The sequence below is a fragment of the Asticcacaulis sp. genome, from assembly GCF_051956075.1.
Lineage (GTDB): Bacteria > Pseudomonadota > Alphaproteobacteria > Caulobacterales > Caulobacteraceae > Asticcacaulis.
Window position 1 is genome coordinate 1 of sequence record NZ_JBQCGA010000057.1, and the last position, 21,572, is coordinate 21,572.

The following is a 21,572-nucleotide window of genomic DNA, read 5'->3' on the forward strand; positions in this document are numbered from 1 at the left end:
ACCGGATGGTTCTCATAGTCGTAGCTGACCTGGGTGACGCTCAGCACGGTCTCCGCCGAGGCCAGACCGGCCATGCCCGCCGCCAGGGCGGCGATCCCCGCCGCGATAGCCCTCAATCCCCGCTTCATGCCCCTTACCCCCAGATCATGGCTGCACCAGTTCCGTCTTCACCAGGCGTCCGGCGGCGTCATAGGTCATGCGCTTGAACGAGGTGATGTGGAAATTCGGATCACTGGCCGTATTGTTGCAGACCGCCGAACTGGCGCAGGCGGCCTTGTTGCCGGTCATGGTGACGAAGTCCGAGCCGTTGGTGATCGCGTCGTTCTCATAACCGGTCTCGGTGCGCAGCTCCCGGCCCGCGCCGTCATAGACATGGTGCACGACCGTGCGCTTGGGCGAACCTGTGCCGCCGGGCAGAACTCCGGCCTCCCAGGTCACCCTGCGGTTGGCGTCGTAGAGCTTGTAGGTCTTGTCGTCGACGTCGGTGCGCGGTCCATCGACCACGAGGACATTGCCGATGACGTCGTAATAGTAGGTGGTGGTCTGGCTGTCATAGCCGGATGAGCGGTTGTCGCGCGCCGTGACCTGATAGGGCTGGAAGGACTTATAGGTATAGGGCGCCGTTGAAGAACTGCCATAATCGGTCAGGGTGACGCTGGTGTTGATATCGGCGGGACAGGCCGTCAGCGACAACTGCGACGACGACAGGCCGCAGGTCTCCGAGCGCGTCAGGCGATAGATCAGGCCATTGCCGGTGTCGAAGGCCGTGTAGGTGTTATAGGTCCGACGCCGCAGTCCGTTCTGATCGGCGGGCAGGGTGACGGTGAGCACGCCGCCATGCGTGCCGTCATAGGTGTAGTCCGTCTCATTGCCCTTGGCGTCCTTCGTCCACGTCGGCTTGTTGCAGGTGATCAGGCTGGAGCATGTTGAAGGATAGCTGGCCGTTATGGTTGTCGCCGATAAACCGGAGCCCGACTTCGGCGTATGGGTAACGCTTGTGACATTACCGCGCGAGTCATAGCCGTAGCTGACACTGTCACCCTCTGGGTGCGTAACAGATGTCAGGCGAGAAAAATGAACGGCCGGGGTCCCCGTTAGCGTGTTATAAACCGTGACCGTATCTGCATATGAGTAGTTCGTAGCGTGACCAAGTGCGTCCGTGATTGACCCCACTTCGCCAGGGTCCGAAGCGTCTCCTGAATATAACGTATGCCCAAGCGGGTCCGTGACCGTGTAATTTCCACCCCCTCCAGTGTAAAAGGGGCCGGCATAATAAACTCCAGTATATGTATATGTGCCTATAGGATTCGTATAAGTTTTTAAGTGGCCATCTGGAAATGTCGACCCAACTTTTTTATCATTATAGCTTAACTTGACATAGTCGCCTGTAGGATCTTTGAAGGCCCATGGTATAAGTCCGCCGTTAACAACCTGGTTTGATGGAATGTCGAGGTAGAAAAATCTTCTCTTGCGCGCGTAATACCAACCACCTCCCATTGGATCGATGACTTCAACGGTTGGTGCAATCGAACTCAAATCTGGGTCTGATACGCCGTCTACGACTGTGATATATGAATCATAGGCGTCGCATGATAGGGCCTTGGCGTCGCAACTGTGGGCCAGTGTATTGACAGCATAGACGCGCCCAGCAGTATAATCGAATTTAAAGGCATACCCAGTGTTGGTGACGACACTCGCAATTGTTGTTCCATCCGCCTGATAATTTATATATTCGATTTCACCATCTGGGTGTTGGGTTTTTTCATGTGTGTATTGAGTTCCGTCGACGTCGGTATACGTGAAATTGCTTCCTGAGTATGTCAGAGTTGCGGAAGAACCCTTAGCATTATGGTATGTGCCGCCTGAATATGTGAACGGCGTTCCATGTAGCGCGTGCCAGAAATAGTAACTGGGATCACCTGTACTGCTTCCGTCTAGATTGGTTTGTTGACCAACGCCGAGGGAAAAGTCGCCTGATAGCGAGGCGCTCATGCCGTGGAAAGTCCAGCTAAGGCCACCTGCTGCTGGATCGCCAATCGACAAGAGTGTGTCTTGGCGATGATACATTTGGTCAGATATTTCAATTCCCAAGAGATCTGTGAACTCTCTTTCGGGAAGCTTGTAGTCATTCGCAGACTGGGCGAATGACTGTGGTGCGGAAACTGCACAGCAGACTGTCAAAATTGCTGAGGCGAATAAAATTTGCGATCGATGCAAGCCCGACATTACTACCCCCTACCTCGTTAAAATTATTGACGCATGAAATAATTCGCGTGGCAAGCGTGTGATTTTGGTCGGAGACGGGCAAATCGGGGAGCGTTATAACGAAACGTTTGAACAGGCTGGTATTTTCCGTAACGAAAATATTTCGCTTGATAGTTGTTGGATCTGGCCGCAACTATGGGTGACGACGGCGCGTGGCTTTCGCGCTCACGGGCACGGTTGAGAGGGGGATTTGCATGTCGGGATTGAAGATACTACGGCTCGCCGCAGCGTCTGGTCTGCTGGCCTTGGCATTGGCGGGCGCCTCCGCTCACGCCGGCACTACGACGTATAAGTACGACACGCTGGGCCGTGTGGTGGAGGTCGATTATCCCGACGGCACGATCGTCAAGTATACCTATGACTCGGCAGGCAACCGCACCCAGACCGTCCGCACCAAGGGCAGCTGAGCCCTACGGCTTAGGGAAGTTAATCTTCAGATCCTTCTTACCGCCGACCATGGCGTAATTTCCACATTGCGAGAGCGCCGCCAGCGCCGTGGCTTCCGAGCGCAGGGTCTTCGGATCCTGCGATGCGCCCGGATCGCGTTCGATCACCGGCGGCGCGCTCAGACCACCATTATCAGAAAAGCTGACCTCCAGGGTGACGGCCTGGGTATCTTTGTCAGCCAGACGCTTCCAGCATGGGGCGATGGCGCTCCACAGATCGTCGCCGGAATTACCGCTCCTGCCCCCCTCGTTTGATGCCATTCCCGTCGGTGCGACCAGTTGCGGCATCTGTAATGATGCTGGCTGGGTCGAGACCTGTAAAACGGCCTTTTCGTCAACGGCGAGTTCAGGCAGGGGCTTTATCGCCGCCAAGTCTTCGGGAGGCTGTGGTTTGACAGAGGCTGCGGATTTCATATCTGACAGGGAGGGCGTCAAGGTGACCTCGGCATAACCGTCTCCAACGCCGCCACCGTCGCTGCGACCCGCCCCGCTTCCGGACAAACTTACGGTCGGGGCCGCAAGGAACAGAGCCAGCAGCAAAGCGTGCAGGCTTAAGGAGGTGATCAAACCTACGGCCCGCCTTCGTCTCTGCAGACCGTGAAAGAAGCAGGCGGCTCTGTCGGGCAAGCTCAGTTCAAAATGCGCCAGACAGAGGTCGGTTGAAACACGGTTCCGCAAGCTTTCGAGCCGTGCAGAATAGCGTCCCATCTCCTTCATCTCCGTAAGAACCGCTCGACCTCAGGCGACGCCATCTGCTTCAGTTGATGACCCAGTTGTTGCTGACCTTGCAATTGGGCGAGACCGTGCCAGTGAATTTAGCCCACGGCGCCCAGCTTAGGTGAAAGACGTAGGCGTAACTGACCGAGGAGGTTGGCCCCTCATAGACAAGGTCGTTGTCGCCGACCCGTTCAAGTCTTTGGAAATTGAGCGTGCCGCTTGGCCCTGTCAGGGGCGCATGCGTTTGACCGGCATAATGCAGGAATTTCTTGATCGATTCCTGCGCCAGATGTTCGCCCTTTTGTTCCGACATGCCCAGGCAGGCCTGAGGTCCGGAATCGGTCCAGCAGCCGCTTAAGGACATAGCCGTCAAAGCCAGAAGCCCAAGCCGGATCAGTGATTTCATGAAATCCCCCACCAAGTCTTCAAGTCGAGCGCGCCTTGTCTCGCTCCAAGAAGCTTGCAGCAGCTTTACTCGCCTGGCAAGAGCGCTGGCTGTGAAGGAGTATGCAGACATCTATCCAATCCGCCAGACTTTGATCGCCAGCGCGAAATGGTCAATTTTAAGCACATGAGCTAGCACATACTTTTTTCAACCTTCTCAAAGCCATATATTATAAGGATTTGATGGTTTCCTGAAAAGGCTCATAACCTGAAGGTCGTCAGTTCAAATCTGGCCCCCGCAACCAAAAAATATGTCAATAGAATCAATTATATAAGATATTTGAAATCATCACTTCGGCCCGGCATAGTGATGCAGTTCAGGTTGAGCTTGAATCAAGGCCTTGTATTTAGGCGTTAATTTCTGAGCCGGGTATCTAGAACACGGGTTCATGAAAAGCCTGACGGCCATCGCTATGAATTGGACGGCGCATGCAAGCCGCCAAGGCGTAGAACGGGGCGCCCGAGGCCGATGCGCCTGCCCTCGCGCTGCACCCTCTACGATAAAATCGTTAGCCTGCGCCAGATGCTGAAGATGGCTCTACGGCATGGGTGGCTGCTCGAGCCGATGCAGCGGACGCCGTCCTCCTGCGGTAGGCGTAGCTGCCGTCCCGCCCCAAATGAAATCATTTGCTTGAAGATGATCATTTTGATAGAAAATAATCAAAAAAGAGCAAGCAGCGCAAACCGCCTGATGTCAGGCTTTGACGATGCGGACCATGCAAGGAAACGCGGGTATGGACCTGTCAACTCAGACTCTGCTCAATGAGCAGCCGCTAACGGCGGAATGGGTGTATCGTCGTTACGCCAAGGCGATACGGCAATATTTCCTGAAGCGGGTGCGCAATCCCGCCGAGGCGGAAGATCTGACCTCTGAGCTTCTGCTGCGCGTATCGCAGCAGGGCGACGCGCGCGCCGTACATAATCCCGAAGGTTTTATCTTCAGCATTGCCGCCAATCTGCTCAAGGACCGGTATCGTCACCAGAAGGTGGTGGATCGCTACCAGCGCGATCAGGCGGCGCCGACGGCTGGCGTTGAGGTCTTGTCGCCTGAGCGCGTCTTAACAGGCAAGCAGTCGCTCAACGATCTGATGCGTGCTCTGGACAAGCTCGACGCGCGCGCGCGAAACGTCTTCGTCCTGAGCCGGATTGACGGTATGAGTTATGCTGAAATCGCACGCCTGATGGGCCTGTCGGTTTCGTCGATTGAAAAGGATATGATGCGCGCGCTGGCGGCTTTATCGCGTCATGTCGCAGCGCAGGCCAAAGAGTGGGACCGGACTTGAAAGACGCGTACAAAGCCCCTTCCGAACCAAAAGCGGGATCCGCTGACGAAGCGGCCGCTTCGTGGTGGATGGCGCGCGAGACAGGGCATAATTTCGACCCCGATGGGTTTCAGGCCTGGCTGACGCAGGATGCCGAGAACGCAGCGGCCTGGGCGCGCGTGCAGGCGATCTGGCAGGGTTTTGGCGATCATCGCGCCGCGCCGGAACTGGCCGAGGCGCGGCTTCAGGCGCGTCATTGGGCGCGCGCTGAAGGACAAAGACAACGCGCGGGTCTGGCGACGCGCCGCGGTCTGATCGCGGCGGGTCTGGGCGTACTGGGCGTTGCGGTGGCCGCGCCCTTATTGTTGAAGCCGAAAACCAGTTTTGCGCAAAGTTTCGCCACCGGCGTCGGAGAGCAGCGCGCCCTGAGCCTGCCGGATGGTTCGCGCGTAACGCTGGACGCCAATTCCGCCCTGTCGGTGCGCTTCGATCGAAAGGCTCGCCATGTCGCGATGACGCATGGGCGCGCCTATTTCGAGGTGGCGCACAATGCCGACCTGCCGTTCCGGGTCGTGGCGCGGCAGGACGTCGTTACGGCTTTGGGGACGGCGTTTTCCGTCGAGCTGCGTAATCAGAAGGTTTCGGTGACCCTGATGGAGGGCAGGGTGAGCGTTGGCCGCGTCGGCGCCGATGGTCATATCGACACGCTGGCGCAATTGAGCCCCCTACAGAAGATCGTTCTGAGCGGCGACGCAGCGCCGTCCGTATCGTCTATCGACGCCGCCCATGATTTCGCCTGGCGCGATGGCCGCATCTATTTCGACGACGAGCCGCTGGCCTCGGCGGCGGCGCGGATGAACGACTATTCGGCGACGCGCATCAATGTGGTCGGCAAGGCGACCGGCATTCGCGTGTCGGGCATGTTCTCGGCGGGCCAGTCCGAAGCCTTCGCCGAGGCGGTGGCGGCCTATTACCCTGTCAGCCTGCGACGCGGCGATCACAGCCTCACCATCGGCCCGCGCGGCTGAAGATCAGGCGGGACGCATGGCGCGGCGCAGCCTTATCCTTTTGGCGGGTCTGGCCTTGCTGGCGGCCTCGAAGCCCGCCTGCGCCGATCCCGCCCGCTACACCATTCCGTCCGGCTCCCTGGCGCGCGCCCTGCGTCTTTACGAGATCACGTCCGGCGCGCCGGTGCTTTATGACAAGGCGTTGATCCGCGACAAGCTGACCAGGGGCGTGTCCGGCGATTACGAGCCTGCAGGCGCGCTTGCGAAAGTGCTGGAGGGCACGGGCCTTGCCGCGCGCCGCACCGGCGGCGGGGTGATGCTGATCGTACCGTCGCCAGCCGTCGCGCAGGTGCCTCGATTGCCTGCGTTCGACGCAGCGCCGCCGCCGACCCTGCCGACGACGGTGGTGGTCACCGGCTTTCGCGCCTCGTTGCAGAACGCGCTCGACGCCAAACGCACCGGCGTCGGCATTATCGACGCGGTGATGGCCGAGGACGCCGCGCGCTTTCCCGACGCCAATCTGGCCGAGGCGATTCAGCGCATTCCCGGCGTCACCCTGACGCGCGGCGACGGCGGCGAGGGCCGCCAGATCGTGGTGCGCGGCCTGCAGGGCGCCTTTACGCGCGTGCGCATCGACGGGATCGAAGGTCTGACCGCGACCGGAGCGTCGGATATTCTCGGCTCGACCAACCGCACACGCGCCTTTGATTTTTCGGTCTTCGCCTCCGAACTGTTCGGCGGCATCACGGTGCGCAAAACCCTGGCCGCCGATGTCGAAGAAGGCAGTCTGGGCGCGACGGTGGATCTGGATACGCCCAAACCTTTCGATCATCCGGGGCGGCGGTTCGCGCTCAATGTGCAGGCGCAGCAGAACAGCCTTGAAGGCGGGGTCTGGCCGCGCGTCTCGCTTCTGGCCTCGCAGGCGACCGGGCGCTGGGGATGGAGCGTGTCGGCGGCGTGGTCGAAGCGCGCCTTATTGGAGGAGGGCTATGAGGCGGTTGATGTTTTGCCGGCGGGCGGGCAGGACGGCGGCTACTGTACGCCGATCGGCTATGCGTCGCAGACGCCGCTCGACGGCTATCGCGGCGCCGACGCCCTGAACTGCGCGGATGGGCTGCCCAGAACCTCCGACCCTTCAGCCTACGCCGCCGTCTTCTCGCACAGCGACGCCTGGGCCCCCAATACGCCCGGTTCCGGCGCCTATGCGCCGCGGCTGCCGCGTTATCGCCGCTCGCTGACGCGCTATGAGCGGCTCGGCCTGACGGGCAGCCTGCAATGGCGACCCAGCGTCGTGACGGAATTGAGCCTTGACCTGCTCTATGGCCGCTTCGCCAATGTGCGCTACGACAACTATATCGAGCTTCTGTCCAATGGCCGCGGCGCCCTGTCGGGCGGCAAGCCGTTTTCATCCATCACCGCCACCGCTGTCGACGCCAATGGAAGCTGGGTCTATGGTCAGCTCGACGGCGCCGACATACGCTCCGAAGCTTTGCGCGACAAGTACGCGACCCTGTTCGCTCAGGCCGTCGTCTCCGGCAGTCATCGCGTCAATGATCATCTCAAGATCGAAGCCTCGGCGGGACTCAATCAGTCCAACCTCAATGAACCGGAGCGTACGACGGTCGATATCGACGCGCCCAATGTCAGCGGTTTTTCCTGGGACTTTCGCCAGAACGCCAATGTTCCGGGGCTAGATTTCGGCGTTGACGTCGCCGATCCGTCGGTCTTCCGACTGGACGCCAGCGTCGATGGCGACGGCACGATTCATGGAGCCTGGCTGGGACGCAAGCTGGTGACGCGCACGCGGCTGGCGACGCTGAAAGCTGATGCGATCTGGCTGTTCAATCCATGGTTTTCGCTCAAGGCGGGGGTCGAGCAGCGCGACAATGACTGGCGCAATGTCGAATATGCGCCGGTCGGCGCGCCGGTCACCCTGCCCGCAGGCGTCAGTCTGGTCGATCTGACCCGCCAGATTACAGGGTTCGGGCGCGGCCTGCCGAACGTATCGTTATCAAGCTGGACAGCCATCGACCTCGACAAGCTGCTGGCCGTGTACAATATCGAATGCGCGTGCGCGGCGGTCCCAGGGGCCGAACTACCCGACGCGCCGCCGCCGCGCGAGATCGACGAACGCATCGGCGCGGTTTACGCCATGGCGGCTTTCAACTGGCGCAGCGGCGATTACGGTCTGCGCGGCAATCTGGGGCTGCGCGCCACAAGCACGCATCTGAACGCCTCCGGCGCGGCGACCTCGGTCTCATCGCCGCAGGTGTCCGTGTCGGAGGCGCATCATTACGCCGATCTTCTGCCGTCCTTCAATCTGCGTGTCGAACTGCCGCACGATCTTGTCCTGCGCGCCGCCGCCGCCCGCGTGCTGGCGCGACCGGAATTCCTGCAACTGGCGCCGTCGGTGACGATCAACACCACGACCCAGACGCTGATTGTCGGCAATCCCGGCCTCGATCCGATCCGCGCCGACACCCTGGATTTTCAGGCTGAATGGTACTTCGCCAGGGATTCTTTGCTCTCTCTGGGCCTGTTCTCAAAGCGCACCGACAGTTTCGTGCAGAATTACACCGCGCTTTTGCCGTTCAACACGCTGGGCCTGCCCGACTATCTGCTGACGGGCGGCGGCGCCTGTTCGTTAAGCCCCGCCGCTGGCGTCCCCTGTCCGGCGCAGCCCGACACCCTGTTCAGCGTGACGCGTTCGGTCAACACCAGGGGCGGACCGATCGACGGGATGGAGCTGAACTATCAGCAGGGGCTGGGCTTTCTGCCCGGTCATCTGCGTAATCTCGGCCTCTTGTTCAACTACACCCACATCGCCTCGTCGGTCGAATACATAACGGCGCTTGACGATCCGCGCACCCCCGTCAATGAGGGGCGGACGGTGCGCGGCGATTTTCCCGGCATGTCGCGCGACGCGCTGAACCTGACCGTCTATTACGAAAGACGCGGATTCAGCGGCCGTGTGTCGATCTCGCAGAAGTCGCGCGCGATCAACGCCGCGCTTGGCGACGTGCAGGGCGCCGACTTCACCTTTACCGACCCGGCGACTTATGTTGACGCCAGTTTCGCCTGGCGGCTGGGGCCGCGGCTGCGCCTGAGCCTTGAGGGCGCCAATCTGACCGATCAGCCGGTTCGCTTCGGCAAGGACACAACGCGCAACGACACCCTGCTTTATGTGCATTCCGGTCGCACTGTAACCGTGGGCATGAACTGGCGGTTCCCCTGATTTATTTTTGAGGGACTTCGCGCGTTGTCCGTCGAACCTGATGAGCGCGCCGAATAGCGCGCCGCTTTAAAAAGCACATCGGGAAAGAGGAAACAGCATGTCCATGACCGTTCAGATTTTGAGATCAAGCAAGGGTTTGAAATCCACCCTCCTTTTGAGCGCTGGCCTTGCCACCGTCGCCATGGCGCCTGGTCTGGCGCGGGCGCAGGATGGCGATCCGTCGAAGGTGGCCAAGGACTCCACCGTGGTCGTCGTGACCGGCATCCGCGCCGCCCTGCGCTCGGCCATGAACGTCAAGCGCGATTCCGACAAGGTCATGGATGCGATCACCGCTGAAGATATCGGCAAGTTCCCGGACAAAAACCTTAGCGAGTCTCTGCAGCGCGTCACCGGCGTGCAGATCACCCGTCAGGACGGCGAGGGGCGCGGGGTCAGCATCCGCGGGGCCGATCCATCGCTCGTTCGCACCGAGATCGACGGCGCCACGGCCCTGTCGCTGACTGTCGGCGGCGGCGACCGGGCCGTGGACTTCCGCGACCTGCCGGTGGAGTTCGTCAGCCGCCTCGAAGTCGTCAAGTCGGTGACGCCGGACATGACCGAAGGCGGTCTTGGCGGCACGGTGCGCGTCATTATGCGCAAGCCGTTCGACTCCAAGAAGCCGTTTCTGGCCGCCTCGGCGCAGGGCGTCTATTCCAGTCTCGCCAAGACCTACGATCCAAAATATTCGCTGATCGGCTCGCGCCAGTTTTTCGGCGGCAAGCTCGGCGTTCTGGCCAGCCTCAACTATGAGGATCGCCACCTTTATAATTTCAAAAGCCTGACCACGGGGTGGGTGCGCAAGGTCGATCTGAACAGCGACGGCGTCCTCGACTGGACGCCCGACATCCCCCGTCCCGACATCGAGCGCCGCGAGACGACGCGCATGGCCTACAACACCATCGTGCAGTGGCGGCCCAATGAGCGCATGGAATTCTATGTCGAGGGCAACTACGCGCAAGGCCATGAGCTGGTCAACAACATGCTACTGCAATTGTCGGCCTCTTCGGGCGTGGTGGACGCTTCCAAAACCACTCTGGCCGCGACGCCTGACGCCATCGGCGCCTATACGGTCAGCCATGTCGAGCTGACCAGCGACGCCACCCATTCCATGCAGTTGCAGTATCGCAATATCGACGGCACCCTGACGCGCACCCAATGGGACGCCGCCGTCGGCGGCAAGTGGGACGTCACCGATCGCCTGCAGGTCAATGCCCGCTACGCCTATTCAGCGGGCAAGGTGCGCAATATGGAAAAAGACACACAAGCCAGCATTCTGGCCGTGCCGCGCGCCATTATTGACTATAACAACAGTCAGTTGACGCCCAACATGTCCTTCACCGACGCAGCGGGCAATCCGCTCGACGTGACCACGGGCGCTTTGGTTGATCGTCTGGATGCGACCTTTACGCCGCTGACCGACACTGCGACCGAGTCCGACGTCAAGCTCGATCTAGAATACCACCCGGATTCGCCATGGCTCACCTCGGTCAAGGCTGGCTTCGAAGCGCACGACACCCAGACCCGGCAGGATCTGTGGTCGCGCGTGACCACCCTGACCTCGTCCAGCAAGATCAAAAGTTCCGGCAAGACCCTGGTCTATTACAGCGACCAGGCCAGCATCGCCAACATCGTCGACACCTATTCGGGGACAAACAAGGAAGCCTTCTTTTCCGGCGGCGATCTCGGTTATTCGGGCGGCATTACCCATTGGAACGACAACGGACTGGCTACCTGGCAGGCCATTCTTGATGCGGCGGGCGTGACGGACGAAAATTCGGTCGATACGGCCAATCCGAACGCGAACACCGGCGGCAGCTATCGCCAGTGGACCGGCAATTTCAACGTGCGCGAAAAGACGACGGCCTTCTACTTCCAGGCGGCTTTCGCCTGGCCGGTGTTCGGCGTGCCGATGAGCGGCGTAATCGGCGATCGGGTGATCAAGACCGACACCACCTCGACGGGCTTCGGCCAGACCACCAATGCTGACAAGTCTTTAAGCTTCCCGGCGGTGGCGCAGACCGGCTCCTACACCAACGACCTGCCGTCGCTGAACCTGAAATTCGATCTTGTGCCGCGCAAGCTGATCGGGCGGTTCAGCATCGGCAAGGTGATGGCGCGCCCGGCGCCGAGCCAGCTCTCCTTCGCCCAGACGCTCGACGTGGTGGGTTTGAAAGGCTCGCAGGGCAATCCCGATCTGAAGCCCTATCTGGCGACCAATATAGATCTGGGGCTGGAATCCTATTTCAGCAAGGACGGCTTCATCTCGGCGGCCTTGTTTGAAAAGGACATTTCGCGCTTTATCGTCAACACCACCATTCCGTATCTGGCCAATGACGGCCAGACCTACAGCCTGACCATGCCGGTCAACGGCGCTGATCGGGTCAAGGTGCGCGGTCTGGAAATCGGCGGCCAGTACGCCTTTTCGATCCTGCCGGCGCCGTTCGACGGCTTTGGCGTTCTGGGCAATGTTACCTTGCAGCGCGATCGCGGCTTTAAGGGGACGAACCTTCTGACCGGCGAGCTTCTGCCTTATCCGGGCTTGTCGCGCACCAGCTACAATGCCGGGATCTATTATGAGGACGCAAAGATCAGCACGCGCCTCAGCTATAACTGGCGTTCGCGCTGGCTGATCACGCCGTCGGGTCGTGGCGGCCTGCCGGAATATAATGACGCTTTCGGCACGTTGGACCTGTCGCTGGACTACAATCTGACCAAACAGGTCACCGTGTTCGTCGACGGGACCAACCTGACCAACACAGCCTATATTCAGGAAAACGACCCATTGCGTCGTCTGGCCAATGAAACCGACGGCTCGCGCATCTTCTTCGGCGTGCGTTTCAAGAATTAGATCCCCGCCCTTTTCCTCCGGGATCTGAAAACCTGGGCTGGCGCCGCCGCGTCAGCCCTTTTTTTGCGCCAGCAAGGCCCTGTGGCAATTGTAGCACAATTTCTGAAGCCGCGCATTTTTCGTTGAGGGCTTGGGGCGCGCGTTCGTCGAACCTCATGAAAGCGTCGGACAACGACGTTTCATAACAGGGTTCAAGGAACATCATATGCCGTCTCATGTCAAAGCTCTGAAATCCCATCTGCTGCTGGGCGCGGGCCTGGTCGCCCTGGCCAGCGCGCCGGGTCTTGCGGTCGCGCAGGATGCGGGTCAAACCGCCGCCGCGCCGTCCGATTCCACCGTCGTCGTGGTCACGGGCTTCCGCTCGTCCTTGCGCAGCGCTCTGAACATCAAGCGCCGCAGCGCTGGAACGGTGGACGCCATTCTGGCCGAGGACATCGCCAAATTTCCCGACAGCAACCTGGCCGAATCCATGCAGCGCATTCCGGGCGTGACCCTGGCGCGGGGCGACGGCGGCGAGGGGCGCAATATTTCCGTGCGGGGACTTGGTCCGACCTTCACGCGCGTGCGCATCAACGGCATGGAGGGCGCCTCGCAGACCGGCTCGTCCGACATTTACGGCGCGGGCAATAATGGCCGCAGCTTCGACTTCAACGTCTTTCCGACCGACATCTTCTCGTCGCTGGCGGCGCGCAAGACGCCGTCTGCCGACATCGAGGAGGGGAGTCTGGGGGCCACGGTCGATCTCAAGGCGCCGCGTCCGTTCGACTATCACGGCGATCAGGTGCTGTCGATGACGGCGAGGGCCGCCTATAATGACGTGTCCAAATCGACCGATCCGCGCTTTTCGCTGCTGGCGGCCAAAAAGTTCGACGGCGGCCATTTCGGCGTACTGGGCTCTTTGACCTATCAGCATCGCAATACGCGCGAGGTCGGCTATTCAGCGGTGGACATCCTGTCGGTCGGCATGGGCGGCAATGGCGTGTTCTGCTCGCCGGTCGGCTATACGCCGGTTCAGCCTGCGCTCAACGCAACCAAGGGGACGACGGCGGACAATTGCGCCTTCAACAATCCGCGCACCAGCACGCTGGACGCCTATAATACGGTGGCGGGTTTGCGCGATCCGCTGCAGCCGAACACGCCGGGCAGCGGCGCCTATATTCCGCGCATTCCGCGCTTCTTCAACTCGACCCAGGACGAATCGCGTTTCGGCGCGACGCTGAGCCTGGAATGGAAGCCGGACGACAAGACCGACATCGCGCTCGACACCATCTATACGCGCTACAATGATATGCGCCACGACAACTATATCGAGCCGATCTCCTTCGCCCGCTCGATCAGCAATAACGGTCAACCGATGGTCTCGGTCAAGGACGTCAAGTTCGATCAGAACGGCTCCTTGCTTTATGGCCTGTTCGACGGGGTGGACGTGCGCTCCGAAGGTCTGGTTGATCGTTTCTCGACCACCTTTGCTCAGGTCAATCTGAACCTGACGCACCGCTTCTCGGACAAGTGGGAAATCGCGGCGATGATCGGCGCGTCCGACTCCAAATATACGAGCCCCTTGCGTCTGCAGACCTATATGGACGCCATCGACACCAGCGACTTCTCGCTCGATTTCGGCGGCGACAACAGAGGCGTTCCGACCATCAAGTTCGGCGGGATCGACGTCAACAGTGTCGCCAATTTCAACTATCAACCGGCCAATGCAGCGGGCGACGTGCTGGGCGGCTTCTCGTTGCAGGGGCGGCCTCTGTTCAACGACACCGCCAACAAGACCGCAACCTTCGTGACCAAATATACGGCCAATGACAATATCGCCGTGCGGCTGGGCGTGGAGGGCCGCGTCGAGGACTTCAATTCGCATACTCTCAACCCGATTCCGGGCGAAACGGCGACCCAGACCGGTATAGACTTGGCCAGCATCACCACCACCATCACCGGCATGGATAGCCTCTGGGGTCATGGCGCGCCGTCAAGCTGGGTCGCGATTGATTCCGGTAAGTGGGCCAAGGCGGTCGGCTTTGACACTTTCAAATATTGCGGCGTCGAGTGCGGCGCGGCAAAATCTGAAATCAAGGAGACGACCAGCGCCGCCTTTTTGATGTCGGAATTCCACTTCGACCACTGGCTCCCCGTGCCCATGCGCGGCGATATCGGCGTGCGCTATGTCAAAACGGACCAGTTCGCGGTCGGCTATATCCCGGTCAAGGCGCCGAGCGGCTCGACCTATCCGACCGTTGGCCTGCGCAATGAGGTCAAGCGCAGCTATGACGATGTGCTGCCGTCGATGAATCTGGTCTTCGACCTCAAACCGGATCTGTTGTTGCGCGTCTCGGCGGCCAAGGTGATGGCGCGGCCGGATCTGGGCGCCTTGACGCCGTCGTCCGGCGTCAATGGCGTGACCCGCACCGGCTCGATCAACAATCCATACCTCGACCCGATCCGCGCCAAGACGTTCGACGCCTCGCTGGAATGGTACTTCAAGCCGGGATCGCTTCTTTCCGCCGGCTATTTCTATAAGGATATTTCCTCCTACATCCAGAAGATCAGCTCGCAGGTTCCGTTCAACACTCTGGGCCTGCCGGACTCGCTGCTTGACGGCACCAATACCGCGCCGACGGAAATCTTCACCGTCACCCGCCTGCAGAACACGCCGGGCGGTCCGCTCAAAGGCGTGGAGCTGAACCTGCAAACCGATTTCGACTTCCTGCCGGGCGCGTGGAAGAATGTCGGCGTGCTGGCCAACTACACCCACGTCACCTCAGAGATCGAATATATCCTGACCAGCTCGAACGGCGTTCCGACCTCGACGACCAGGAACGACCTCGTCGGCCTGTCGCCCGATTCGGCCAGCGGCACGCTCTATTACGAGGATAAGAAGGTCTCGATCCGCGCGACGGGAACTTATCGCGGGCGCTATATCCGCGGCATTCCGGCCAGCACGGGCAGCGATCTGCAAGGCAATGCGCCGACCTTCTATCTCGACGCCTCGGCCTCGTACAATATCAACGCGCACCTGAAGCTCATTCTCGACGCGCAGAACCTGACCGACGAGATGAACCGTCTCTATGTCGACTCCACGCGCCAGGACACGCTGTTCATCTCGCGCGTGGGCCGCACGGTCAGCCTGGGGCTGACCTACAAGTACTAAGCCTCCTGTCCAACTGCCAAAAAGGCCGTCTGCACGTCAGGCGGCCTATTTTTTTGTCAGCTCGCGAGTAAAGCCTGAACTCGACAGTAAAACGTACGCGACCTGATCGAGGAAGGCGGCAAATCACTGGCCATTTGCAGAGAAATGTGCCGGGAGAAGGACGTCGCCCATGCTATTCGATCCCCGACCGAAAATGGCCGGGCGAGGCTTATTGGGGTTGTCGATGGAAGCCACTGCGCATGTTGGTGCGCCGACATCGCCAGCCAAACTCGCGTTCCAGGCGCGATCGGAATCATGACACATCCGGTTCAGCGCAGCATGAAGGCCGCGATAAATTCCAAGCCAGCAGATACGGGTATACGGATTTGCCCGCCATCCCTTACGATCTCTGTCGCAGCCGTCGGCGCGAGGAAGACGACGCGGTAAAAACATCAGGCGTCAAACGCACCGGAATGAGAGCCAACAGGTCCGCTCCGCTTAGAATTTATCATGAGGGCTGCGCCGCCGGGGTCTGCGGGGCAAGGCTTGCTCGCTCGGGCGGCAGGAAAATCTCGCCGCATCGCGCGCAAATCCAACTCTGCTCCCAGCGCGCCTTCTCGTTGCGGAATCTGGGTTGGTCGCGGATCGCCGCATAAAGGCCCCATAGGCTAAGACCGATCCCACCCAGAAAGATCAGCGTCACGAGTCCGTTCAGGTGCGGCCATATGCCATGGACGATCATGTTGGAGACAATCGCCAGAGCGACAAAGCTGATCGCGGGACCGAGCGGATTTTCAGGCGGCGCCGCCTTCTTGCCGAACGCGGTCAGACTGGTCGATGTCGAAGTGTGCGAGCCGCTGATCATGCCGGCATTGCCATTGGTCCCGTAATAGGCTCCACTGGTGGAGCCGGTGGTTTTGGTCGTCGTCTTGCCCTGCGCGTGGGCGATCGAACAGAGGAAGCAGTCCTGGGTGTCGCATTTGGGGCATTGCATTATTCGTAGCTCCTTCCGTTCCACTGGAAAACATGGTTGGCGTCGTCAAAGCGCAGGTCGCGCATGCCCTTGTGCATGGTTTTTAAAACATGGACGTCGCTGTAATAGTTGGCCAGATCGACGCCATGGGCGGCGTAGCCGTCGGCCGTTTTGAGCAGCGCATAGCCCGCGCAACCGGCAGAGCCGCAATATGAATTTTCGTTGAGCTGGATCAGAAGGTCGGGGCGGCCATCGCCATTGAGATCGGCATGGGCGACGCTGAACTGGTATGTGTGGCCATCCTCGCGCTCATCCTGCGCCCATTCGGCGCCAAAGGCGCGCCTGATCGCCTGATCTTCCGCTACGGTCGCCTTCGCTTCGGTCTTGACCGTCATAGGATAGGCAAGGGCTGCCGCAGCCATGCCCAGCATGATGAAACAACTTCCCGACATAGCCACGCCTCCCTTGCCTGTTCGCCAGCCCCGCCCCCAACCGATGACCCCGCTTCGGGACCGTCCAAGGTTGCCTTGCTTCCCCAAGCTATGCTGATATGGCTCGCAGCGGTAATGAAGGATTTCTTAAGCGTTTCGGGATTGCGGCGATGGCTTCTGGCACAACGGGCGGGACGCGGCGGCGGCTGATCTGGACCTTCGGTCCGTCAGGGTGCGCCATCTCGCTCGACGAACAGGCCTGGCGTCTGAAGGTCGATGACGGCTTTGTCGAGATCGAGCAGAAGCCGCTCGAAATCCTGCTTGTTCTGTTGCAAAGGGCGGGTGAGGCGGTGACGAAGGCGGAGTTGTTGGACGCGGTCTGGCCTGATGTGACCGTCGTGGACTCGTCGCTGCCGACCGCCATCGCCAAGTTGCGCCGCGCGCTGGGAAGGCACGCCGATCTGGTCGAGACGGTGCCGCGCATCGGCTATCGCCTGACCAGCCCAACGCCGGTCACGCGCGAGGCCGTCCCCGACCGCGCTCAGCTCGGCTTTAAACCTGACATGCCTGTGCCGGGAGCGGCGGGTTGGCGGCTCGTGCGCCGCCTGTCGCGCGGGGAGACCGACGACGTCTGGCTGGCCGCGAAGGGGGATGCGCGGCGTGTGTTCAAATTCGCCGAAACGCCGGGTCGCTTGCGTCAGCTCAAACGTGAAAACGCCATTGCGCGCCTCTTGGCGCAGGCCCCGAAAACCGACGCCTTTGTGCTGCCGCAGGCGCGCGCGCTGGACCGCTTGCCCGCCTGGCTGGCCTTTGCCGACGCCGGTTCCGATCTGACGCAGTGGTTGTCAGCGCACCCGGACGCGCCTCTGGAACAGCGCTTGGCGATTGTGGCTTCGGCGGCGAGGGCTGTGGCCAGCGCGCACAGGCTGGGCGTGCTGCATATGGATGTAAAGCCGTCCAACCTGCTCATCGGAGACGATGCACAGGTGAGGGTGATTGACTTCGGCTGCGGCGCCCTGACTACGGTTGCGCCAGACCTGACGGGGCTGACTCAGACCAGCCTGACCTTGGCGCAGGGGGCGTCTTCCGGCGGCGGAACGCCGCTCTATCTGGCCCCTGAGATCATCGCCGGTCAGACGCCGACCAGCGCCTCCGACATCTATGCGTTGGGTCTGATTCTGTTTCAGCTTGTCATCGGCGATCTGCACCGTCCTCTCGCGCCAGGCTGGGAAGCGCAGATTGACGACGCGCTGTTGCGCGACGACATCGCCCAGGCGGCGGCATTCGATCCGCAGTCGCGGCTGGCCTCGGCCGATCTGTTGGCGGAACGCCTTGAGGCCCTGCCGGAGCGCCGCATAGCGCAGGCCCAGGGCGTCGCCGCCGATGAGGCGGCGGCGCGCCTGCGTCAGGCTGTTGAACGCGCGCGCATCCGCCGCCCGTGGATCGCGCTAAGCGCCGTCGTGTTGGTCGCGGGTTTGGCCATGACCAGTTTCGCCGCCTGGCAGGCCATGCGTCAGCGGGACGAGGCCCGACGTCAGAGCGCCAATGCGCAGGCGATCAGCGATTTTCTGGCCGACGATCTTCTGGCCCGCGGCGATCCGGCGCTGAGCGGCATGGCCAGCGAAACCCTGCTGCAAGCCACCCAGCGCGCCCAGCCCGATATTGCAATTCGGTTTCGGACTGCGCCACACGTCGCTGCTCAACTCTATCACACCTTAGCGCGCGTTTATGAACAGCAGTCGCAGTGGGCGGCCGCGCGCGACGCTTACGATCAGGCCGACGCCGCCTATGGGCGCGCGGGCGAAGGGCGCGGTAAGTCCGCCACAATCAACCGCTTACAGCACGCCTTCATGGAGGCGCTGTCCTATCAGGCGGACTCTCTTGACCGCGCGCGTAAGCTGTTGGCCGACGAAACTGCGCAACTCCCTCCGCCGGACAGGATGGATCCTGAAACGCAGGTATGGCTAAGCTCGGCGCGCGGCATGCTGTCTCTGGCCGACGGGGATCCGAAGACGGCGCTCGCTCAGTTTGGCGCAGCGGCGACGGGCGCCGACGCCTTGCCGAACCTGTTCAATGCGCGCCTGCGCAATGATTTTCATCAGCGCCACGCCTTTACCTATGTCCGTCTCGGCGACGGCAAATCCGCTGAAGCCGAAATCAGACCTCTTTTAGCGGCGCAGATGCAATTGCTGGGTCCGAAAAATCCCGACGTCCTGATCCTGCGCCTCAATCTGGGGCAGGCCTATCTGTTTCAGCAGCGCTATACGGACGCGGTTCGCGAACTGACCTCCGTGCTGCCGGAGTTGCGCGCCCAGCTTGGTCCCGACCATCGACTGGTGCAGCTGGCGCTGGGCGCGCGCGGGCAGGCTCTGGGCATGATGGGGCGCTACGCCGAGTCGGTGCGGGATGAGCGCGCCCTCGTTGATATTGCGCTAAAGTCGCAGGGGCTGCATTCCTATCGCGCGCTCACCGCCTTGTCGGACCTCTCGACCTCGGAATGTCGTGCGCCAGACCTGAACCGCGGGATCGCGGATGGTCAAACGGCCTATGAAGGCGCGCGCGCGACGTTTGGCGAGCAAGAGCCGCTCACTCAAGCCATCGGCGCAGCCTGGGCGCAATGCCTTATCGACGCCCGGCGTGATGATCAGGCGTTCGGCCTTTTGCAGGGACTGAGCATCAAGGCGATTGGCGATCTCAACGGAAACCCAAACTGGGGCGCCGAGCGAGATCTCATGCTAGCCGAGATCGCCGTCCATCGAAAGAACTGGCGCCTGGCCGATGAAACGCTGACACAGATCGAGCCGGTCTTCAGCGCAAAAGACGCGGATCGCTTTGAGGCCGCGCTTTTCCAGTCGCTAAACCGTCAGGTGGCCGCTAATACGCGATGATCGCTTGCCGAAACTGCGCTTTATGGGTGACAGCAAAGCCTAGTTATCGTCGTCCGCATAAGGGCCCTTGCCGTCTTCCTTGATAAACCGGTCGATGCGCGCATCCAGCACAGGCAGCGGCACAGAGCCCAGTTGCAGAACCGCGTCGTGGAAGGCGCGGATGTCGAACTTGTCGCCTAAAGCCTTTTCAGCGCGACGCCGGTTTCGCCAGATGTCCATTTCGCCAAGATAATAGGACAGGGCCTGTCCCGGCCAGGCGATATAGCGGTCGACCTCGGTGGTGACCTCATGCTTGGACAGGGCGGTGTTGTCGAGGAGATAGGCCTGCGCCTGTTCGCGCGTCCAGCCTTCGGCGTGAATGCCGGTGTCGACGACGAGGCGTGCGGCGCGCCACATCTGATAGGACAACATGCCGTAGCGCTCGTAGGGCGTATGGTACATGCCCATCTCATCGCCCAGACGCTCGCAGTACAGCGCCCAGCCTTCGCCATAAGCCGAAATATAGCCGTCACGGCGATAGGCGGGCAGGGCCTTGTTTTCGGCGGCCAGCGGCATCTGCCAGGCATGGCCCGGCGCCGATTCATGCAGGGTCAGGGCGGGCAGGGAGTAGAGCGGGCGCGACGGCAGGTCGTAGGTGTTGACGAGATAGATGCCCGGTCCGCCGCGACCGCCGGTGTAAAACGGCGCGATGTCGTCCGGCACCGGAACGATAGCGAAGCGCGAGCGCGGCATGCGCCCGAAATACTTCGCTGCGACGCCGTCGAATTCCTTGGCGGTCCAGGCGGCGCGGTCGAGCAGGGCCTGCGGGGTCTTGACGTAGAATTGCGGATCGGTGCGCAGGAAGTCGTTGAACGCCGCCAGGTCGCCTTTGAAGCCAACCTGCGTTTTGATGGCCTCCATTTCGGCCCTGATCTTGGCCACCTCATCAAGACCGATCTTGTGAATCTGGTCGGGCGTGAGGTCCAGGGTGGTGTATTCGCGAATCTGCGACTGGTGGAAGGCCTTACCGTCGGGCAGGTCGTAGGCGGCGATCGAGGTCACGGCGCCGGGGATATAGTCGTTGCGCAGGAAGTCCAGCGCCATCTTATGCGCGGGCACGACCTTGTTCAGGATCGCGGCGCTGGCCTCGGCGCGCAGCTTCGCCTGCTCGGGGGCCGGGATCGAGTCCGGCATTTTCAGAAACGGCTTATAGAAGGGATTGGCCTCGGCGGTGTCGGTGATGGCGCTGAGGACGCTTGAGTCGCGGCCTTGCAGCACCACCTTCGGCACGGTGAAGCCGCGCTTCATGCCGGCGCGCATATTGTCGATATTTTCCTGAAAATAGACCGGAAAGTCGTTCAACTGCGAAATATAGTTTTCAAAGTCCTGGACGGTGAAGAAATTCCCGCCCGTCATATAGGTCAGGTCGCTCCAGAACGAGGTGTCTCCGGCCAGAGGACGCTGATAGGTCTTGAACTGCTGGTCGGCGATCAGGGTTTCGATCTGGAATGTGTAGACCGCGTAATCCTCGGCGTGCTGTTGAGTCAGCTTGGCCGGGTCGATGGCCTTGAGCTGTGTCAGAACCTCCCGCCAGTGCGCGAGCTTCTTTGCCTGCGTCGCTTCATCGACATGCGGCAGATGCGCGCTCTGCGCCGCCGAGGTTGAATCCTCGGTGGTCGCCATATGCCCCATGCGCCATTCATATTCATCGTGCGACAGCTTGACGAACTGCGCATCCAGATCGGCGCTTGCGGGCGCGCTGGCCGCGGGAGGCTGAGCCGCCGGGGTTTGCGCGGCGACGGTCTGGGGAGAGGCGACAAAGGTCATCAGGAGCACACTCAGGCAGGCAGGGCAGACGGAACGAAGAAGCTGGGATTTCATGATCAGACGCCGGGAGGATAAGAGCGG

At 61.1% G+C, this 21,572-nt stretch carries 13 protein-coding genes; 7 read left to right on the forward strand and 6 right to left on the reverse strand.

Features of this window, described 5'->3' with window-relative positions; genetic code table 11:
- Positions 1 to 144 precede the first annotated feature (144 nt).
- The gene (locus tag ACTHLA_RS14915; protein WP_440191032.1) at positions 145 to 1,173 is read right to left on the reverse strand and encodes a hypothetical protein; all 1,029 of its coding nucleotides are present in this window, start codon (positions 1,171 to 1,173) and stop codon (positions 145 to 147) included.
- 1,295 nt (positions 1,174 to 2,468) lie between these two features.
- Between ACTHLA_RS14915 and ACTHLA_RS14920 the strand changes: the two genes are divergently transcribed.
- Positions 2,469 to 2,672, forward strand: a complete 204-nt coding sequence (locus tag ACTHLA_RS14920; protein WP_440191035.1) for an RHS repeat domain-containing protein — start codon at positions 2,469 to 2,471, stop codon at positions 2,670 to 2,672.
- Between the two features lie 3 nt (positions 2,673 to 2,675).
- Here ACTHLA_RS14920 and ACTHLA_RS14925 read toward each other — a convergent pair whose 3' ends face one another.
- Both ACTHLA_RS14925 and ACTHLA_RS14930 read right to left on the reverse strand, forming a co-directional pair.
- A complete protein-coding gene (locus tag ACTHLA_RS14925; RefSeq protein ID WP_440191038.1) occupies positions 2,676 to 3,146 on the reverse strand; it encodes a hypothetical protein in 471 nt (156 codons plus the stop codon).
- Between the two features lie 322 nt (positions 3,147 to 3,468).
- Positions 3,469 to 3,834, reverse strand: coding sequence for a hypothetical protein (locus ACTHLA_RS14930; protein ID WP_440191041.1), 366 nt, complete (start codon positions 3,832 to 3,834; stop codon positions 3,469 to 3,471).
- A 772-nt stretch (positions 3,835 to 4,606) separates the two neighbouring features.
- Here ACTHLA_RS14930 and ACTHLA_RS14935 point away from each other — a divergent pair.
- From ACTHLA_RS14935 to ACTHLA_RS14955, 5 genes are all read left to right on the forward strand, one after another.
- Entirely contained in the window at positions 4,607 to 5,155 is a 549-nt protein-coding gene (locus ACTHLA_RS14935) for an RNA polymerase sigma factor (RefSeq protein ID WP_440191044.1), read from the forward strand.
- The gene (locus tag ACTHLA_RS14940; RefSeq protein ID WP_440191047.1) at positions 5,152 to 6,162 is read left to right on the forward strand and encodes a FecR family protein; all 1,011 of its coding nucleotides are present in this window, start codon (positions 5,152 to 5,154) and stop codon (positions 6,160 to 6,162) included. The genes ACTHLA_RS14935 and ACTHLA_RS14940 overlap by 4 nt, the downstream gene beginning before the upstream one ends.
- Before the next feature lie 16 nt (positions 6,163 to 6,178).
- Entirely contained in the window at positions 6,179 to 9,376 is a 3,198-nt protein-coding gene (locus tag ACTHLA_RS14945) for a TonB-dependent receptor (protein WP_440191050.1), read from the forward strand.
- Positions 9,377 to 9,473: 97 nt separating this feature from the next.
- Positions 9,474 to 12,263 (forward strand): TonB-dependent receptor, encoded by a 2,790-nt coding sequence (locus ACTHLA_RS14950; RefSeq protein WP_440191053.1) that lies wholly within the window; start codon positions 9,474 to 9,476, stop codon positions 12,261 to 12,263.
- A 205-nt stretch (positions 12,264 to 12,468) separates the two neighbouring features.
- On the forward strand, positions 12,469 to 15,414 hold the full coding sequence (locus ACTHLA_RS14955; protein ID WP_440191056.1) for a TonB-dependent receptor: 2,946 nt from the start codon (positions 12,469 to 12,471) through the stop codon (positions 15,412 to 15,414).
- 487 nt (positions 15,415 to 15,901) lie between these two features.
- On the opposite strand, the gene ACTHLA_RS14960 is transcribed toward ACTHLA_RS14955, so the two are convergent.
- On the reverse strand, positions 15,902 to 16,387 hold the full coding sequence (locus ACTHLA_RS14960; protein WP_440191059.1) for a hypothetical protein: 486 nt from the start codon (positions 16,385 to 16,387) through the stop codon (positions 15,902 to 15,904).
- Positions 16,387 to 16,818 carry an FG-GAP repeat protein gene (locus tag ACTHLA_RS14965; RefSeq protein WP_440191062.1) on the reverse strand — a complete coding sequence of 144 codons (432 nt, stop codon included), beginning with the start codon at positions 16,816 to 16,818 and terminating at the stop codon, positions 16,387 to 16,389. The genes ACTHLA_RS14960 and ACTHLA_RS14965 overlap by 1 nt, the downstream gene beginning before the upstream one ends.
- 149 nt (positions 16,819 to 16,967) lie before the next feature.
- On the opposite strand from ACTHLA_RS14965, the gene ACTHLA_RS14970 reads away from it, so the two are divergent.
- Positions 16,968 to 19,685, forward strand: coding sequence for a protein kinase domain-containing protein (locus tag ACTHLA_RS14970; protein WP_440191065.1), 2,718 nt, complete (start codon positions 16,968 to 16,970; stop codon positions 19,683 to 19,685).
- Positions 19,686 to 19,724: 39 nt separating this feature from the next.
- On the opposite strand, the gene ACTHLA_RS14975 is transcribed toward ACTHLA_RS14970, so the two are convergent.
- Positions 19,725 to 21,545: a DUF885 domain-containing protein gene (locus ACTHLA_RS14975; protein WP_440191068.1), complete on the reverse strand. Its 1,821-nt coding sequence runs from the start codon at positions 21,543 to 21,545 to the stop codon at positions 19,725 to 19,727.
- Positions 21,546 to 21,572 lie beyond the last annotated feature (27 nt).

Coding starts and splice junctions, on each gene's coding strand:
- ACTHLA_RS14930 (WP_440191041.1), bottom strand. CDS start 3,834: ATGAAATCACTGATCCGGCTTGGGCTTCTGGCTTTGACGGCTATGTCC.
- ACTHLA_RS14935 (WP_440191044.1), top strand. CDS start 4,607: ATGGACCTGTCAACTCAGACTCTGCTCAATGAGCAGCCGCTAACGGCG.
- ACTHLA_RS14945 (WP_440191050.1), top strand. CDS start 6,179: ATGGCGCGGCGCAGCCTTATCCTTTTGGCGGGTCTGGCCTTGCTGGCG.
- ACTHLA_RS14950 (WP_440191053.1), top strand. CDS start 9,474: ATGTCCATGACCGTTCAGATTTTGAGATCAAGCAAGGGTTTGAAATCC.
- ACTHLA_RS14955 (WP_440191056.1), top strand. CDS start 12,469: ATGCCGTCTCATGTCAAAGCTCTGAAATCCCATCTGCTGCTGGGCGCG.
- ACTHLA_RS14960 (WP_440191059.1), bottom strand. CDS start 16,387: ATGCAATGCCCCAAATGCGACACCCAGGACTGCTTCCTCTGTTCGATC.
- ACTHLA_RS14965 (WP_440191062.1), bottom strand. CDS start 16,818: ATGTCGGGAAGTTGTTTCATCATGCTGGGCATGGCTGCGGCAGCCCTT.
- ACTHLA_RS14970 (WP_440191065.1), top strand. CDS start 16,968: ATGGCTTCTGGCACAACGGGCGGGACGCGGCGGCGGCTGATCTGGACC.
- ACTHLA_RS14975 (WP_440191068.1), bottom strand. CDS start 21,545: ATGAAATCCCAGCTTCTTCGTTCCGTCTGCCCTGCCTGCCTGAGTGTG.